General features: G+C 59.1%; 14 protein-coding genes. 10 read left to right on the top strand and 4 right to left on the bottom strand.

Annotation, left to right across the window (positions count from 1 at the left end; translation table 11 throughout):
* Positions 1-132: 132 nt before the first annotated feature.
* Entirely contained in the window at positions 133-1611 is a 1479-nt protein-coding gene (gene ampG, locus ACYF6X_RS15405; protein ID WP_130018528.1) for a muropeptide MFS transporter AmpG, read from the bottom strand.
* Positions 1612-1662: 51 nt separating this feature from the next.
* The gene (locus ACYF6X_RS15400) at positions 1663-2241 is read right to left on the bottom strand and encodes a lipoprotein (protein ID WP_004940363.1); all 579 of its coding nucleotides are present in this window, start codon (positions 2239-2241) and stop codon (positions 1663-1665) included.
* 314 nt (positions 2242-2555) lie between these two features.
* Here ACYF6X_RS15400 and bolA point away from each other — a divergent pair, with 314 nt between their 5' ends.
* The 9 genes from bolA (at position 2556) to ACYF6X_RS15355 (ending at position 13203) form a co-directional block, all read left to right on the top strand.
* Positions 2556-2870, top strand: coding sequence for a transcriptional regulator BolA (gene bolA / locus ACYF6X_RS15395; RefSeq protein WP_004940361.1), 315 nt, complete (start codon positions 2556-2558; stop codon positions 2868-2870).
* A 367-nt stretch (positions 2871-3237) separates the two neighbouring features.
* Positions 3238-4542 carry a trigger factor gene (tig, locus tag ACYF6X_RS15390; protein ID WP_004940358.1) on the top strand — a complete coding sequence of 435 codons (1305 nt, stop codon included), beginning with the start codon at positions 3238-3240 and terminating at the stop codon, positions 4540-4542.
* 438 nt (positions 4543-4980) lie between these two features.
* Positions 4981-5604 (top strand): ATP-dependent Clp endopeptidase proteolytic subunit ClpP, encoded by a 624-nt coding sequence (gene clpP / locus ACYF6X_RS15385; RefSeq protein WP_016928858.1) that lies wholly within the window; start codon positions 4981-4983, stop codon positions 5602-5604.
* Positions 5605-5747: 143 nt separating this feature from the next.
* A complete protein-coding gene (gene clpX, locus ACYF6X_RS15380) occupies positions 5748-7019 on the top strand; it encodes an ATP-dependent protease ATP-binding subunit ClpX (protein ID WP_004940354.1) in 1272 nt (423 codons plus the stop codon).
* 194 nt (positions 7020-7213) lie between these two features.
* Positions 7214-9568, top strand: a complete 2355-nt coding sequence (gene lon / locus ACYF6X_RS15375) for an endopeptidase La (RefSeq protein ID WP_033647305.1) — start codon at positions 7214-7216, stop codon at positions 9566-9568.
* A gap of 216 nt (positions 9569-9784) precedes the next feature.
* Positions 9785-10057, top strand: coding sequence for a nucleoid-associated protein HU-beta (hupB, locus tag ACYF6X_RS15370; protein WP_004940351.1), 273 nt, complete (start codon positions 9785-9787; stop codon positions 10055-10057).
* 178 nt (positions 10058-10235) lie between these two features.
* Complete coding sequence (ppiD, locus tag ACYF6X_RS15365; protein WP_130018527.1) at positions 10236-12119, top strand: peptidylprolyl isomerase; 1884 nt, start codon at positions 10236-10238, stop codon at positions 12117-12119.
* Positions 12120-12257: 138 nt separating this feature from the next.
* Complete coding sequence (locus tag ACYF6X_RS15360) at positions 12258-12635, top strand: ComEA family DNA-binding protein (RefSeq protein ID WP_130018526.1); 378 nt, start codon at positions 12258-12260, stop codon at positions 12633-12635.
* 154 nt (positions 12636-12789) lie between these two features.
* Positions 12790-13203, top strand: coding sequence for an acyl-CoA thioesterase (locus tag ACYF6X_RS15355; RefSeq protein ID WP_063990977.1), 414 nt, complete (start codon positions 12790-12792; stop codon positions 13201-13203).
* 35 nt (positions 13204-13238) lie between these two features.
* On the opposite strand, the gene queC is transcribed toward ACYF6X_RS15355, so the two are convergent.
* Both queC and ACYF6X_RS15345 read right to left on the bottom strand, forming a co-directional pair.
* Entirely contained in the window at positions 13239-13937 is a 699-nt protein-coding gene (gene queC, locus ACYF6X_RS15350; RefSeq protein ID WP_130018525.1) for a 7-cyano-7-deazaguanine synthase QueC, read from the bottom strand.
* A gap of 114 nt (positions 13938-14051) precedes the next feature.
* Entirely contained in the window at positions 14052-15767 is a 1716-nt protein-coding gene (locus tag ACYF6X_RS15345; protein ID WP_130018524.1) for an SgrR family transcriptional regulator, read from the bottom strand.
* Between the two features lie 104 nt (positions 15768-15871).
* Between ACYF6X_RS15345 and cof the strand changes: the two genes are divergently transcribed.
* The gene (gene cof / locus ACYF6X_RS15340; RefSeq protein ID WP_107227185.1) at positions 15872-16696 is read left to right on the top strand and encodes an HMP-PP phosphatase; all 825 of its coding nucleotides are present in this window, start codon (positions 15872-15874) and stop codon (positions 16694-16696) included.
* The last annotated feature ends 37 nt before the right edge of the window (positions 16697-16733 follow it).

Below are 16733 nucleotides of genomic sequence, written 5' to 3'. Positions count from 1 at the left end.
GAATTTAATTTTATTTCCGAGCGCCGCAGTCGGATAAAAAAATAATTTCCGCACCGATTATCTTTTTTTAGCGAAATAAATATACCCCCGGATCGCTTTTTTTTCGGCCGGCGAAATCACCGGCCGGTCAGATTATGCCAAACGGGTGCGGCGCAGGGCCAGGTAATCCAGCGTGCTGCCCATCGCGACGCCGAGCAGGCTTAGCGCGGCGCCGACCTGCAGCAGCCGATCGGCCAACAGTGGTGCCTGCGTCCAGTCCAGCGCATTGGCGATCAGCAACAGCAACCACAGGCCCAACAGCGAACAGCCTAGCGTCAGCAAGCGCAGCGCCCAACGGTAAGATTCTGAAAACTCGGTGCGCGGCATAAAGTTGTCATGCTGCTGGGTGTGCTCCAGCGTCTGGCGGCAGATGCCGAGCAACAGCAAGCCGGGCAGGGCGGCGGCGATAGAGAACAGGTAGAACAACGGCCAGCCGTGGGCTTCGACGAACCAGCCGGCGATCGGGCCGACATAGACGCGCCCCACGGCAGACAGCGCCGACAGTAGCGCGAACTGGGTGGCGGAGAACGACCGGTTGCACAGCGTCATCAGCAGCGCGACGAAGGCCGCGGTGCCCATGCCACCGCACAGGTTTTCGAGGAAGATGGCGCTGCCCATGGTGAGCAGGCTCTTGTCGGTCACCGCCAGGATCCAATACCCGAGGTTGGAGACCGCCTGCAGGACGCCGAACAGCATCAGCGCGCGGAACAGACTGAGACGCTGCATCAGCACGCCGCCGAACAGGGCGCCGACGATGGTGGCGAAGAGGCCGAGGGTTTTGTTCACCAACCCGACTTCACCGGCGTCGAACCCCACGCCGCGGATCAGGAACGTGGTGCTCAGGCTGCCGGCGAAGGCGTCGCCCATTTTATACATCACGATCAGCAGCAGGATAAGCCAGGCGTTGTTGCGGCCGAAGAAATCGCGCAGCGGCGCGACGACCGCCTGTTCCATGGTGCGCGGCGCCGGGATGCTTTCGTCCGGCTCCGGCGCCAGCAGCGTGGCGGCCACGCCGATCAGCATCAATCCGGCCATCAGCCAGTAGGTGGCTTGCCAGCCGAAATAGCGATCCGCCAGCCACAGCGCCAGGCCACCGGAAACCAGCATCGCCAGCCGGTAGCCCAGCACCGAGATCGCCGCACCCGCCCCGCGTTCTTCGGCTTTCAGCAGGTCGGTCTTGTAGGCGTCGAACACGATATCTTGCGAGGCGGAGCAGAACGCCACCAGCACTGCCAACGCCGCCAGCCACCACAGGTGCTGCGCGGGCTGCATAAAGCCCATCGCCACGATCGCTACCACCAGCAGCAGCTGGCTGATCAGCAGCCAACCGCGCCGCCGCCCGAGGAACGGTGGGGTATAGCGGTCCATGAACGGCGACCAGAGGAATTTGAAGACGTAGGCCTGGCCCACCAGCGAGAAGATGCCGATGGTTTTCAGATCGATATTTTCGACGGTCATCCAGGCTTGCAGCGTGCCGGAGGTCAATGCCAGCGGCAGACCCGACGCGAAGCCCAGCAGCAGCAGAATGGCGGAGTTACGCTGGGTGAAGATGTTCAGATAGTGTTTCGACATGAGGTCCCTGTCTGTGCCGCCCGATCCGCCGGGCGGCACAAGGCGCGGTGATTAGCGCGCGTTTTGCTTGATGAAATCGTTGACGCTGGTGTCCTGGGCCATGTCGGCGATCACGTCGCCCAGCACGGAGTTGACGGCGTCGGTGATCTTCTCGTTGGTCGCCGTGAAGGCGCCCTGCACGTTATAGGTCGAGCGGTAATTCTTCACCTGCTTGTTGCCGTTCTTCGCCTGGGCGATGATCGAGATGTCGGCTTTGGTGGTGATGTTGTAGCGCAGGTTACCTTCGGCGACGTCCGCGTACAGATTATTCACGACGATCTGCAGCGCCACCGGGCCGTCGGCGCCGATCATGTAGCCGCGAGCCCCCATCTGTTTCTCCAGCACTTCCTGCAGCAGGAAACGCAGATCGCGCGATGGCGTCAGCGTGACCAGTTGGCCGTCGCGATTCACCTTGGCCAGCGCCTGATCGGTGCGCTGATCCGCGCCGTTGATGCTGACGGTGATGCCCTGCAGGGTTGGATCCTGCTGCGGCAGAACGATTTTCGGCGTGACGTTCAGGGTGTTGCTGCTGGTCGCGCAGCCAGCCAGCAGCAGGGCGGCCAGCAAAGGAAGACAAAGTTTCTTTAACATGTTTTCTGTCTCATTCTCGATGGATTTAGCAATAATCAGAGCGGGATAGCCGACAACAAATTGCCGACATCATAGCATCGCCGCCGTGCGGTGGAAGCGCGGAAGGCGCCTGAGTGACAAATTTTTACCTGCCGTTGATAAAAACACGCTTTTTTGGCCCGCTCAATCGGATAATCCCCCAAGCGACGGGGATGGCGCTCATCATTTGACCGCAGAAAAGAGAAATTTGTCCCGGCGATGGTCTAAACGGGGGAAAACCGGCTAATATTGAACTAGATGGGCACGGTCCTCTGCCGGTGTTGTAAGGAGATCCTATGATTCGCGAGCAAATAGAAGCAAAGTTAAGGGCGGCGTTTGAGCCCGCGTATCTGGAAGTCGTTGATGAAAGCTATCGTCATAACGTTCCGGCGGGTTCAGAAAGCCATTTCAAAGTGGTATTGGTCAGCGATCGCTTCGTTGGCGAACGTTTTTTGACGCGCCACCGCTCCATCTACGGCGTGTTGTCGGAGGAGCTGGCGGACGGCGTACACGCGCTGGCGCTGCACACCTATACGCTCAAGGAGTGGGAAGGGTTGCAGGATACCGTGCCGGCCTCGCCGCCGTGCCGCGGCGCCGGGACGCTGGCCTGAGGGGGAAATTTTCAGGTATCAGTGGAACTTTGCCCTTGAATTAGGGTATTACTACTGACGAATTTTGAAACGGCCTGCGGGCCGTTTCTGTTTTTGACGACGACACGGCCGATGCGCAATGTGGCCAACGTTCGGTCTGTTTTGGCGGCCTTTTGGCGATCGAATCGGCAAAAGTGTGAGTTTTAGCGCGCCTGCGCCGCCTAGCTTTCCTCGACTCGCCATGCATGCGCCGCTATAATGTCGCGTCTTATTTTTCCGGAATGGTTTCGGGACGCTTCTGTCATCAGGGAACTCGGTTCTTATTTGTAGCCGTCCTGGTTCTTGGAACGGAGTTGACCGAGCACTGTGATTTTTTTGAGGTAACAAGATGCAAGTTTCAGTAGAAACCACTCAAGGCCTTGGGCGCCGTCTCTCTATTACTGTACCGGCTGATACTATCAAGCAGGCGGTGAAGAAAGAGCTGATCAACGCAGCGAAAAGCGTGCGTATCGACGGCTTCCGCAAAGGCAAAGTGCCGATGAACATCGTGGAACAGCGTTACGGCGCTTCTGTTCGTCAGGACGTGCTGGGCGAAGCGATGCAGCGCAGCTTCGTTGACGCGATCATCAAAGAAAAGATTAATCCGGCCGGCGCACCAAACTACGTGCCGGGCGAGTACAAAGAAGGTGAAGACTTCACTTTCGCCGTTGAGTTCGAAGTGTATCCAGAAGTTGAGCTGAAAGGCCTGGAAAACATCGAAGTTGAAAAACCTGTGGTTGAAGTGAACGACGAAGACGTCGACGCGATGCTGGACACCCTGCGCAAGCAGCAGGCGACCTGGAAAGAAACCGATCGCGCAGCGGAAGCTGAAGATCGCGTGACCGTTGACTTCACCGGTTCTATCGACGGTGAAGAGTTCGAAGGCGGCAAAGCGTCCGACTTCGTACTGGCAATGGGCCAGGGCCGCATGATCCCAGGCTTCGAAGAAGGTCTGGTCGGCCACAAAGCGGGCGAAGAGTTCTCCATCGACGTGAACTTCCCGGAAGATTACCACGCGGAAAACCTGAAGGGCAAAGCGGCCAAATTCGCTATCGTGCTGAAGAAAGTTGAAGAGCGCGAGCTGCCGGAACTGACCGAAGAGTTCATCAAGCGTTTCGGCGTGGCGGACGGTTCCGTTGCCGGCCTGCGCACCGAAGTTCGCAAGAACATGGAGCGCGAGCTGAAAGGCGCCGTGCGTAACCGCATCAAGTCTCAGGCGATCGACGGCCTGGTGAGCGCGAACGAAATCGACGTGCCAGCTGCCCTGATCGACGGCGAAATCGACGTACTGCGTCGTCAGGCTGCACAGCGTTTCGGTGGCAACGAGAAGCAAGCGCTGGAACTGCCACGCGAGCTGTTCGAAGAGCAAGCGAAGCGCCGCGTAGTGGTTGGCCTGCTGCTGGGCGAAGTGATCAGCACCAACGATCTGAAAGCTGACGAAGACCGCGTGAAGACGCTGATCGAAGAAATGGCTTCTGCCTACGAAGATCCGAGCGAAGTCATCGAGTTCTACAGCAAAAACAAAGAGCTGATGAACAACATGCGCAACGTGGCTCTGGAAGAGCAAGCGGTTGAAGCCCTGCTGGCAAAAGCGAAAGTGACTGAAAAAGCCACTACCTTCAGCGAGCTGATGAACCAGACTCAACAGGCGTAATGCCGGCGTGCCGGGCGCGATGAACGGCGCCCCCGGTTTCGCCTGGCGAACCGGCGCACGATGAAAAAGCCCGCAACCTGAGGTTGCGGGCTTTTCTTTTTGCCACGTTGCTGATTAATCTCAGGTTAAGCGGGGCAATATGCACTATATTTACCCTGTTGCCTGGGGAACTGGCTGGCATGATAACGGTCAGATTAACGGCATCGTTTTCGGCGCGCGGAGAAAATCGGCCCCTGGGCTTGAAATCGCGCCGGGATCCCCCAATCTGTAAAGAATAATTCTGGGGCTGTTTGCCAAAGTGCGCGGGATGAAATAACCGTCGGGTACGTGTGGCGCGGGTCGAATGCTTGAGCATAGTCATCATGGCCGTTCTCAAGTAGAATCGGCGTATTAGGGTGACACCCTGGCCGCCAAGGCAATTTCTATTAGGAGACGGTAATGTCATACAGTGGCGAACGAGATCAATTTGCACCGAACATGGCGCTGGTGCCGATGGTGGTAGAGCAGACTTCACGCGGGGAGCGTTCTTACGACATCTATTCCCGCCTGCTGAAAGAGCGCATCATTTTCCTGACCGGCCAGGTGGAAGATCACATGGCCAACCTGATCGTGGCGCAAATGCTGTTCCTCGAAGCGGAAAGCCCGGAAAAAGACATTTTCCTCTACATCAACTCGCCGGGCGGGGTGATCACCGCGGGCATGTCGATTTACGACACCATGAAGTTCATCAAGCCGGACGTCAGCACCATCTGTATGGGCCAGGCGTGCTCGATGGGCTCCTTCCTGCTGACCGCGGGTGCCAAAGGCAAACGTTTCTGCCTGCCGAACTCGCGCGTGATGATTCACCAGCCGCTGGGCGGCTACCAGGGCCAGGCGACGGACATCGAAATCCATGCGCGTGAAATCCTCAAGGTGAAAGCGCGCATGAACGAACTGATGGCCGAGCATACCGGCCAGCCGCTGGAGCAGATCGAGCGCGACACCGAGCGCGATCGCTTTATGACCGCGGAAGAAGCCGTGGAATACGGCCTGGTTGACGGCATTCTGACACACCGCAGCTAGAACCACGCGGCGCCGATGGACTATAGTAATCAGAGTGGGCAGGGGCTCGCTCTGTTGTGGCCCCTCGGCGTTCCCGATATGAGTTTGGGCGCACTGCCGCCGTGATTTTCCTGCGGGACAAGACTAAAGAAGAGGTTTGACTGATGACAGATAAGCGCAAAGACGGTTCAGGAAAGCTGCTGTACTGCTCTTTTTGCGGCAAAAGCCAGCATGAAGTGCGTAAGCTGATTGCCGGGCCGTCAGTGTATATCTGCGATGAATGTGTCGATCTGTGTAACGACATTATTCGCGAAGAGATTAAAGAAGTTGCCCCGCATCGTGAGCGCAGTGCGCTGCCGACGCCGCACGAAATTCGCCACCACCTGGATGACTACGTCATCGGCCAGGAGCAGGCGAAGAAAGTGCTGGCGGTTGCGGTGTACAACCACTACAAACGCCTGCGCAACGGCGATACCAGCAACGGTATCGAGTTGGGCAAGAGCAACATCTTGCTGATCGGCCCGACCGGCAGCGGTAAAACCCTGCTGGCGGAAACGCTGGCGCGCTTCCTGGACGTGCCGTTCACCATGGCCGACGCCACCACGCTGACCGAAGCCGGTTACGTGGGCGAGGACGTGGAAAATATTATCCAGAAGCTGTTGCAAAAATGTGACTATGACGTGCAGAAAGCGCAGCGCGGCATCGTTTATATCGATGAAATCGATAAGATTTCCCGTAAGTCCGACAACCCGTCGATCACGCGTGACGTCTCGGGTGAAGGCGTGCAGCAGGCGCTGCTGAAGCTGATTGAAGGCACCATCGCCGCGGTTCCGCCGCAGGGGGGGCGCAAGCATCCGCAACAGGAGTTCCTGCAGGTTGACACTTCCAAGATCCTGTTTATCTGCGGTGGCGCATTCGCCGGCCTGGATAAGGTGATCGGCCAGCGCGTCAACACCGGCTCGGGCATCGGCTTCGGCGCGACCGTCAAGGGCGAGTCCGAGAAGGCGACCGAAGGCGAACTGCTGCTGCAGGCCGAACCGGAAGATTTGATCAAGTTCGGTCTGATCCCAGAGTTCATCGGCCGTCTGCCGGTGGTGGCGACCCTGAGCGAGCTGAGCGAAGACGCGCTGATTCAGATCCTGAAAGAGCCGAAGAACGCCCTGACCAAGCAGTATCAGGCGCTGTTCAATCTGGAAGGCGTGGAGCTGGAGTTCCGCGACGAAGCGCTGAACGCCATCGCCAAGAAAGCCATGGCACGCAAAACCGGCGCCCGCGGCCTGCGTTCCATCGTGGAAGGCGCGCTGCTCGACACCATGTACGATCTGCCATCGATGGACAGCGTAGACAAAGTGGTGATCGACGAGTCGGTCATCGCCGGCCAATCCAAGCCGCTGCTGATTTACGGCAAGCCGGAAGCCCAGGCGTCTGGCGAATAATTAGCCAGTCAAACCAGAGCGTTATCAGCAAAATGGGGGATTTCATCCCCCATTTCTTTTTCCTGCATTCTTGCCGTTGAATGTAAGCGATTCATCCCCATATACTCATTAACCAGATTTTATGAAACGTTAGATGCTTGCGTCTCATGAGATTCCCCCTCAACCTGGCGGAAATTAAACTAAGAGAGAGCTCTATGAACCCTGAGCGTTCCGAACGCATTGAAATCCCCGTTCTGCCATTGCGCGACGTGGTGGTTTATCCGCACATGGTGATCCCGTTATTTGTTGGCCGGGAAAAATCGATTCGGTGCCTCGAAGCCGCAATGGATCACGATAAGAAGATCATGCTGGTGGCACAGAAAGAGGCCTCAACGGATGAACCTGGCATTAACGACTTGTTCTCGGTTGGCACCGTAGCGTCGATCCTGCAGATGCTGAAGCTGCCGGACGGCACGGTAAAAGTGCTGGTCGAGGGGCTGCAGCGCGCGCGCATCACTACGCTGTCCGACAGCGGTGAGCATTTCGCCGCGCAGGCGGAATACCTTGAGTCGCCGGCGATCGACGAGCGCGAGCAGGAAGTGCTGGTGCGCACTGCGATCAATCAGTTTGAAGGCTATATCAAGCTGAACAAAAAAATCCCGCCGGAGGTGCTGACTTCACTGAACAGCATCGACGACGCCGCGCGCCTGGCGGACACCATCGCCGCCCATATGCCGCTGAAACTCAGCGACAAGCAGTCGGTGCTCGAGATGTCCGACATCACCGAACGTCTGGAATACCTGATGGCGATGATGGAATCGGAGATCGACCTGCTGCAGGTCGAGAAACGCATCCGCAATCGCGTCAAGAAGCAGATGGAGAAGAGCCAGCGCGAGTACTATCTGAATGAGCAGATGAAGGCGATTCAGAAAGAACTGGGCGAGATGGACGACGCGCCGGACGAGCACGAAGCGCTGAAGCGCAAGATCGATGCGGCGAAAATGCCGAAAGAGGCGCGCGAGAAAACCGAAGCGGAACTGCAAAAGCTGAAGATGATGTCGCCGATGTCGGCGGAAGCGACTGTGGTACGCGGTTACATCGACTGGATGCTGCAGGTGCCGTGGAATGCGCGCAGCAAGGTGAAAAAAGACCTGAACAAGGCGCAGGAAGTGCTCGATACCGATCACTACGGCCTGGAGCGCGTCAAGGATCGCATCCTCGAGTACCTCGCGGTGCAGAGCCGCGTCAGCAAGATCAAGGGGCCGATCCTGTGTCTGGTGGGGCCGCCGGGCGTGGGTAAAACCTCGCTGGGGCAGTCGATCGCCAAAGCGACCGGTCGCCAGTACGTGCGCATGGCGCTGGGCGGCGTGCGTGACGAAGCGGAAATCCGCGGTCACCGTCGTACCTACATCGGTTCGATGCCGGGCAAACTGATCCAGAAGATGGCCAAGGTTGGGGTGAAGAACCCGCTGTTCCTGCTGGATGAGATCGACAAGATGTCTTCCGACATGCGCGGCGATCCGGCCTCCGCTCTGTTGGAGGTGCTGGATCCGGAACAGAACGTGGCGTTCAACGACCACTACCTGGAAGTGGATTACGATCTGTCCGACGTGATGTTCGTCGCCACCTCGAACTCGATGAACATTCCTGCGCCGCTGTTGGACCGTATGGAAGTGATCCGCCTGTCGGGTTACACCGAGGACGAGAAGCTCAACATCGCCAAGCAGCACCTGCTGCCGAAGCAGCTTGAGCGCAACGCGCTGAAAAAAGGCGAGCTGACGGTCGACGACAGCGCCATCATCGGCATCATTCGCTTCTACACCCGCGAAGCCGGGGTGCGTAGCCTGGAGCGTGAAATCTCCAAGCTGTGCCGTAAAGCGGTGAAAACGCTGCTGATGGACAAGAAGCTCAAGCATATCGAGATCAACGGCGACAACCTGAAGGATTACCTGGGCGTGCAGCGCGTCGATTACGGCCGTGCGGATACCGAAAACCGCGTGGGTGAAGTCACCGGGCTGGCGTGGACGGAAGTGGGCGGCGATCTGCTGACCATCGAAACCGCCTGCGTGCCGGGCAAAGGCAAGCTGACCTATACCGGTTCCCTGGGTGAAGTGATGCAGGAATCGATTCAGGCGGCGCTGACCGTGGTGCGCGCACGCGCGGAGAAATTGGGCATCAACGCCGATTTCTACGAGAAACGCGACATCCACGTACACGTGCCGGAAGGGGCGACGCCGAAAGACGGCCCGAGCGCCGGTATCGCGATGTGCACCGCGCTGGTCTCCTGCCTGACCGGCAACCCGGTACGCGCCGATGTGGCGATGACCGGCGAGATCACGCTGCGCGGTCAGGTGTTGCCGATCGGCGGCCTGAAAGAGAAGCTGTTGGCGGCGCATCGCGGCGGCATCAAAACCGTGCTGATCCCTTACGAGAACAAGCGCGATCTGGAAGAGATTCCGGACAATGTTATCGCCGATCTGGAGATTCATCCGGTGCAGCGAATCGATGAAGTTTTGAACATTGCGTTGCAAAACCCGGCCTTCGGCGCACTGCCGGTAGCGGCAAAATAGTGACGAATCGCAAAAACCATTGATAAAACTTATACTGGCAAGCCATTTCGGACTTGCCAGTATTTTTTTGTACCGCTAAGTTAGATCTCTGTCGGCCGGCGTTTTGCCACCCAGTCGGTGGCTTGTCAAGGTTCGATGGGATTGATATAACAGCTGCGCTGTCGCAACCGTAGGGATTTTTCGGTGCGACGATAGAATTCTAGAGGGGATGATAGAGTGAATAAGTCACAACTGATCGACAAGATTGCCGCAGGTGCTGATATTTCCAAAGCGGCAGCGGGACGTGCTTTAGACGCAGTAATCGCTTCCGTTACCGACTCTCTGAAAGCAGGGGATGACGTGGCTCTGGTAGGTTTCGGTTCCTTCACCGTGCGTGAACGTTCGGCTCGTACCGGCCGTAACCCGCAGACCGGTAAAGAGATCAAAATCGCGGCAGCCAAAGTACCGGCCTTCCGTGCAGGGAAAGCGCTGAAAGACGCTGTAAACTGATTTAGCGTCTAACCGTTTAGCGTAACAGGGTTTTGTAATAAACAATCACCTGACGCAGCGGTGCTGGTAAGGTAAGATACAAGGCGCATCGGATTGATGCGCTTTTTTTATTTTTGTCGCAGGGAACGCGCCTGCACAAGGGTTGTTAATCCACATCACAGCGGAGTGTTGTCACACTATGATGGACAATTTACGCGCGGCTGCTAATCACGTCGTGCTCAAAATCATCCTGGCCCTGATCATCCTGTCATTCGTTCTGACCGGGGTGGGTAACTACCTGATCGGCGGCTCCGGCGATTATGCTGCGAAAGTAAATGGTCAGACGATCGAACGCGCTCAGCTGGAACAGGCTTTCCAAAGCGAGCGTAGCCGCATGCAGCAGCAGCTGGGTGACCAGTTCTCTGCGCTGGCCGGCAACGAAGGCTACATGCAGCAGATGCGCCGTCAGGTGTTGTCCCAGTTGATCGACAACATGCTGCTCGACCAGTACGCCAAGAAGCTGGGCCTGGCGGTCAGCGACGATCAGATCAAGGACGCCATCCGCAAGGCGCCTTACTTCCAGACCAATGGCCAGTTCGATAACGCCAAATACCTCGATCTGATCGGCCGCATGGGCTACACCGCTGACAACTTCGCGCAGTCGATGCGCCAGCAGTTGGTCAATCAGCAGGTGATCCAGGCCTTCGGCGACTCCGGCTTCGTGCTGCCGTCCGAATCGCAAGCCATGGCAGCGTTGGTGCTGCAGGAGCGCGACGTGCGCCTGGCGACCATCGATTTGAAAGCGCTGCAAACGAAACAGAGCGCCGGCGACGACGAACTGAAGGCGTATTACGATCAGAACAAGAACAGCTTCATCGCGCCTGAGCAGGTGAAGGTGAGCTATATCCCGCTGGACGCCGCGTCCATGCAGGACAAGGTGAAAGTGAGCGAAGAGGACATCAGCGCTTACTACGACCAGCACAAGAGCAGCTACGGCCAGCCGGAGCGTAAAAACTACAGCGTGATCCAGCTGAAAACCGAGGCGGAAGCCAACGCGGTGCTGGACGAGCTGAAGAAGGGCGCCGATTTCGCCACCCTGGCGAAAGAGAAATCCACCGACATCATCTCACGCCGTACCGGCGGTGAGCTGGGTTGGCTGGAGCCGGAAACCACCGCCGACGAGCTGAAGCAGGCTAACCTGACCGAGAAAGGGCAACTGTCCGGCGTGGTGAAATCTTCCGTCGGCTACCTGATCGTGCGTTTGAACGATATCGCACCTGAAAAAGTGAAGCCGCTGAGCGAAGTGCATGACGCCATCGCCAAGCAGGTGCAGCAGGAGAAAGCGGTAGACGCGTATTACGCGCTGCAGCAGAAGGTGAGCGAAGCGGCGACCAGCGACAACGAATCTCTGGCCTCGGCTGAAGAAGCGGCCGGCGTGAAAGCGGCGCAAAGCGACTGGTTCACCCGTGACAACATTCCTGCCGCGCTGAACTTCAAGCCGGTCGTGCAGGCGATCTTCGACGGCTCGCTGATCGGCGAGAACGGCGCGCCGGGCAGCAACTCCGACGTGATCACCGTAGACGGCGACCGCGCTTTCGTGGTGCGCGTGAGCGGCCACAAGCCGGAAGGCATCGAACCGTTCGACCAGGTGAAAGATCGCGTGGCTGAGCTGGTGAAGCGCAACAAGGCGCTGCAGGCAGCGAAGCTGCAGGGCGAGAAGCTGCTGGTTGAGTTGAAGCAGGGCAAGGGCGATGAGGCGATGAAAGCCGCCGGCCTGAGCTTTGGCGCCGTGCAGAAGATGGCGCGCGCGCCGGAAGACAGCCAGCTGGTGGAGAGCGTGTTCGCGCTGCCGCACCCGCAGGACGGCAAACCGGTGTACGGCATGTCGCAGGATCGCCAGGATAACGTGGTGCTGATCGCACTCGATGCGGTGAAGCCAGGCACGCTGCCGGAAGACGAAATGAAAACCTTCGTCGGCAAGATGGAAGAGGGCGCGACCGGCGTTTCCTTCGATTCGCTGCTGGCGAGCCTGCGTAAAGAAGCCAAGATCAAAATGGGCGCCGCTGAGCAACAGCCGCAGTAATCGCCGCATTTTTCTGCAACGCAGTGCAACAAACAAAGGCCGCTTTCGCGGCCTTTTCCATATCTGATATCGGCCGATTGCTGAATATCCGCCGCCGCGGCAAGGTAGCCATGCTGTCACACACAAGGAGGATACAGCATGCAACATACAGAGAAAAAATCAGCGTTATCAGGTTATCAGCATCACATTAAAGCTGCGCTGACCGCGCTGCTGTTGTGCCTGGCGGGGCCGGCCGTCGCGCTGGATAAAACCGAGGCGCCGATGCTCTCAACACCAGCGAGCAATGGCGGGCAATCGGTGATGACCAAGGCAACCGAAGAGGCGGCGGTCAGCATCAATCAGGCCACCGCCGAACAGCTGGCCGCCGCCTTGAGCGGCGTCGGTCTGAAGAAGGCGGAAGGCATCGTGCGCTACCGCGAGCAGAACGGGCCGTTCACCCAGGTTGAGCAGTTACAGGAGGTGCCGGGCATCGGGCCGGCGCTGTTTGAGAAGAACCGCACCCGGCTGAAAATGTGATCCCGGTCGCGGCTGCGTGGCAAAATGCCGCTGAGGCCGTGACTCCTCTGCTACATTTTACAGGTCTTACCAGTTTGGCGCATTGACCAAACGGGCGAGGGAGCCGCCGCGGCTCCCTTTTTCTGTAATCACCAGGCAGGAGCGATCGTTCCCTATGCAAACCTTTATCAAAGTTCGCGGTTATCACCTTGATGTTTACCAGCACGTTAACAACGCCCGCTATCTGGAGTTTCTGGAAGAGGCGCGCTGGGAATGGCTGGAGAACGAGGCCGGATTCCGCTGGATGACGGAAAACAACATCGCCTTCATCGTGGTGAACATCAATATCAATTACCGCAGCCCGGCGGTATTGGGGGATAAGCTGCGTATCGACAGCCAGATGGTGCAGCTCAACGGCAAGAGTGGGGTGCTGAGCCAAAAGGTGACGCAGGATCCGGCGGGGACGCCGGTGGCCGACGCGCTGCTGACTTTCGTGTGTGTCGATCTGAAAACGCAGCGTGCGCTGCCGATCGAAGGAGAATTGCGTGAGCACCTGGAGGTGCTCACGCCGAAGGATAATCTGCAGTAAGCTCACGGGTGGCAGTGGCTGCCACCGTCACTGCCTCAGGCCAGAGCGGCCTTCTGTTTCAACGCCGCCATCACTTCCGCCTGGTTGGCCCGGTACTGCATCAGGCCATTGGCGCGCAGGTTGCAGGCGGCACATTCGCCGCAGCCGTCACCCTTGATACCGTTGTAGCAGGTCAACGTATCCTGGCGCACGCGATCCAGTTGGTGGTAATAATCCGCCAGCGCCCAGATCTCGGCCTTGTTCAGCCACATCAGCGGCGTTTCGAAGCGGATATCGCGGGCGATGCCCAGCGTCACCGCCTTGTTCAACGCTTTAACGAACTCGTCGCGGCAATCCGGATAGCCGGAGAAATCGGTTTCACACACGCCGGTGATCACCGCTTCCGCTTCCACCTGGTAGGCGTAGATCGCCGCCAGCGTCAGGAACAGGATGTTGCGGCCCGGCACGAAGGTGCTCGGCAGCGCATTTTTCTGATTAGGATCGTAAGCGGGAACCGGAATATTGTCGCGCGTCAGGCTGCTGACGGCCAGTTCATTGAGCAGCGTTACGTCCAGCACCTTGTGCGCCTTGGCGCCGAGGGCCACCGACAGCTCCTGAGCCACTTCAATCTCGGCGCGATGGCGCTGGCCGTAATCGAACGTGACGCAGTGAACTTCATCATACTGTTGCAATGCCTGGATCAAGCAGGTCGTGGAGTCTTGTCCACCGCTGAAAACGACAACCGCGCGCTTCATAAAATCACCTTTTTGGGCTTTGGCCTCTCCCGATACACATTCGGGCGGCAGGATAAAATTGCGTTGCGGCGACAATAGTAGCAGAAAGGGCCGTCAGGCGCAGGGCGGTTCGGCTCAGGCCGGGGCATCGTCCACCGGCGGCGGCAGCCACGCTTGGCAAAAATCGAACCAGCCGTGGGCGGTCAGCGTCACGCCATGCATGCGCGGCGGCGCGCTGATCTGATACTGGTAGTGAAACAGCGGCGTGATGATGGCGGCGGCCATCAGCCGTTGATAATAGGCCTGCAGCCGCTCGAAGCGCGGTTGCTGCGCCTGCAGCTGCTGGATCTGCCGCAGCGTCTCCTGTTGCTGCTGCCAGCGGCTTTCCGTCAGGATGCCGCGCCACAGCGTATCCTGCCGCAGCCAGCTCTCCAGCGTCGCCTCCGGCGCCTCGCCGATCAGGTTGTCCGCCAGCAGCAGGTCGGCCTGGGCGATCTGCGCTTCGCTTTGCCAGCGCTTGCCGGCATAGTAGCGCACCTCCAGCTCGCAGCCGTGCTGTGCGAGCAACCGCTGCAGTGCGACCGTCACCGTTTCCAACTCGACCGGCGGCCGATACAGCAGCGTCAGCCGGGCGGGCAGAGTGACGTCCTCCTCAATCCGTTGGCTGGGAATACGCCAGCCGGGCAGCATTTCATGGCTGGGGGTGATCACGCTGTTGGGGATTGGCAGATGGCTTAGCAGGCCGGACTGCTGGATCAGCATCAGCAGCTTTTGCCCCTGGGCCTCGCTCAGCACGCCGTGGCGCAGGTTCAGCGCCAGATAACACCAGCCCAGGCTCATGCTGCGCTGCACCGGCCGGGCCTGCGCCAAATCGTCTTGCTGACCGATGGTGATGCGCACTGGATGCTGGCAACTGGTGTCGGCGCCGGCGATGTGCAGGTCGGAGGTGATCCAGTATTCGATGGTGTCCAGATACGGATGCTGCAGGTGGTAACCGGCGTGCTGTTCCAGCCGCACCAACTGCGGCTCATTCAACGTCAGCTTGAACGGGCCGGCGCCGATGGCCGGCAGCTCCGGGTGGGTCATCAGGCAAGGCAGCTCCGCCAGCCGGTGGGCCAACCAGTAGTCCGGCAGGTGCAGATCGAACTGGATGCACAGCGGATGCGGCAGGCTGATGTGCGCGACGTTGGCCAGGCTGGGTTGGCTGCGCGGGTGGCGCTGCAGTTTTTCCAGCGTTTGCAGCAGCTGTTGGCCGGTCAGCGATTCACCGTTGTGCCAGCGCAGCTGGCTGCGTAGAAAGAAGCGCCAGCGCAGGCCGTGCTCGCCAATCTGCCAGTGGTGCGCCAGATCGGGCTGCGGTTCCGGGTTACCGGTCATCAGGCGTGTCAGCCCGGCGTGCAGGGTCGATACCAGATGTTGCTCGGCGCGGCCGGTCAGCGTGAGCGGGTCGAGCGTTTCCAGCGTGCGGTAATAGGGAATGCGTAGCGTCGGGCTGCCGGCCTGCCATTGCCCGCCGAGGTGCGGGCTGAGCAGATCCTGCAGGTGCTGCGGATCGAGCTGCGCCATCTCCAGCGCCCCTTGATGGTTGCCCTGTTGCAGCAGCTGTTGCAGCAGCTGCGCGCGCAGTTCATCCGGGGTTTTCAGGCAGTGCAGGCGGGCGCGTTTGCCGCGTCCGGGTTGCGAATGCCAGCTCAGCCAGCCCTGATCCTGCAGCTGTTGCACCAGCGTGCGGGCGTGCCGTTCGCTGCAGTAGAACATCGCCGCCAGCTCGCCGATGGTCACGGCGACCGGCGCGCTGCCGAGCTGTTGGTACAGGCGTTGATATTGGCTGAGACGGTGAACCAGGCGCATGGGCAGAAATCCGGAACAGTTTTCTCAAATTGTTCACTATTACTTCCGTAAATACCATCCCATACTGCATTGATTGTAATCGCGTTCACATTCAAGAGGTCTTTATGTATCGCCTGGCAGCTTTCGATATGGACGGCACGCTGTTGATGCCGGATCACCGGGTTGGCCCGGAAACGCTGGCGGTGCTGAACCAGTTGGTGGAACGGGAGATGGTGGTGACGTTCGCCACTGGGCGGCACTACCTCGACGCGCAACCGATCATGGCGCAACTGGGGCTGCAGGGTTACCTGATCACCGGCAATGGCACGCGAGTGTATGACAACCGTGGCCAACAGCTGCACGCCACCGATTTGCCGGCGGCGGTCGCCGAAGAGGTGCTGCATCATCATTGGCACACCCGCGCCAGCATGCATGTGTTCCGCGACGAAGGTTGGCTGACCGAGTTTCCCGTGCCGGAAGAGATGCTGCGGGCGCACCACCTGAGCGGCTTTCGTTTTCAGCTGGCCGACGTACGCCGCCTGCCGGCGTTCGGCAACAGCAAAGTGTGCTTTGTCGCGCCCCACGAGGAGCTGCTGGCGTTGCAAGTGCAGCTGCGGGCGCAGCTGGGTGACGAGGCAGACCTGTGCTTTTCCGCCTACGACTGCCTGGAGGTGCTGCCGCTCGGTTGCAACAAGGGCACGGCGCTGGACCGGCTGAGCCGCCATCTGGGGTTGACGATGGCCGACTGCATGGCGTTCGGCGACGCGATGAACGACAAAGAGATGCTGGGGGCGGTGGGGCACGGCGTGGTGATGGGCAACGCCCTGCCGCAGCTGAAATCCCTGCTGCCGCAACTACCGGTTATCGGCCATTGCCAACAGCAGGCGGTGGCCCACTATTTACAACATTGGCTGCGTTCACCTTGCCTCACCTATTCCCCCGAAGAATGAGGTTCTCCTTACAGCCGGCCGGGTATGACTACCCGGC

This window comes from Serratia sp. ID 25-353 (genome assembly GCF_054792795.1).
This window is presented reverse-complemented; position numbering and strand designations above follow the sequence as displayed.

Coding starts and splice junctions, on each gene's coding strand:
- ACYF6X_RS15360 (WP_130018526.1), top strand. CDS start 12,258: ATGCAACATACAGAGAAAAAATCAGCGTTATCAGGTTATCAGCATCAC.
- clpX (WP_004940354.1), top strand. CDS start 5,748: ATGACAGATAAGCGCAAAGACGGTTCAGGAAAGCTGCTGTACTGCTCT.
- ACYF6X_RS15345 (WP_130018524.1), bottom strand. CDS start 15,767: ATGCGCCTGGTTCACCGTCTCAGCCAATATCAACGCCTGTACCAACAG.
- queC (WP_130018525.1), bottom strand. CDS start 13,937: ATGAAGCGCGCGGTTGTCGTTTTCAGCGGTGGACAAGACTCCACGACC.
- lon (WP_033647305.1), top strand. CDS start 7,214: ATGAACCCTGAGCGTTCCGAACGCATTGAAATCCCCGTTCTGCCATTG.
- clpP (WP_016928858.1), top strand. CDS start 4,981: ATGTCATACAGTGGCGAACGAGATCAATTTGCACCGAACATGGCGCTG.
- tig (WP_004940358.1), top strand. CDS start 3,238: ATGCAAGTTTCAGTAGAAACCACTCAAGGCCTTGGGCGCCGTCTCTCT.
- ppiD (WP_130018527.1), top strand. CDS start 10,236: ATGATGGACAATTTACGCGCGGCTGCTAATCACGTCGTGCTCAAAATC.
- ACYF6X_RS15400 (WP_004940363.1), bottom strand. CDS start 2,241: ATGTTAAAGAAACTTTGTCTTCCTTTGCTGGCCGCCCTGCTGCTGGCT.
- ampG (WP_130018528.1), bottom strand. CDS start 1,611: ATGTCGAAACACTATCTGAACATCTTCACCCAGCGTAACTCCGCCATT.
- bolA (WP_004940361.1), top strand. CDS start 2,556: ATGATTCGCGAGCAAATAGAAGCAAAGTTAAGGGCGGCGTTTGAGCCC.
- cof (WP_107227185.1), top strand. CDS start 15,872: ATGTATCGCCTGGCAGCTTTCGATATGGACGGCACGCTGTTGATGCCG.
- ACYF6X_RS15355 (WP_063990977.1), top strand. CDS start 12,790: ATGCAAACCTTTATCAAAGTTCGCGGTTATCACCTTGATGTTTACCAG.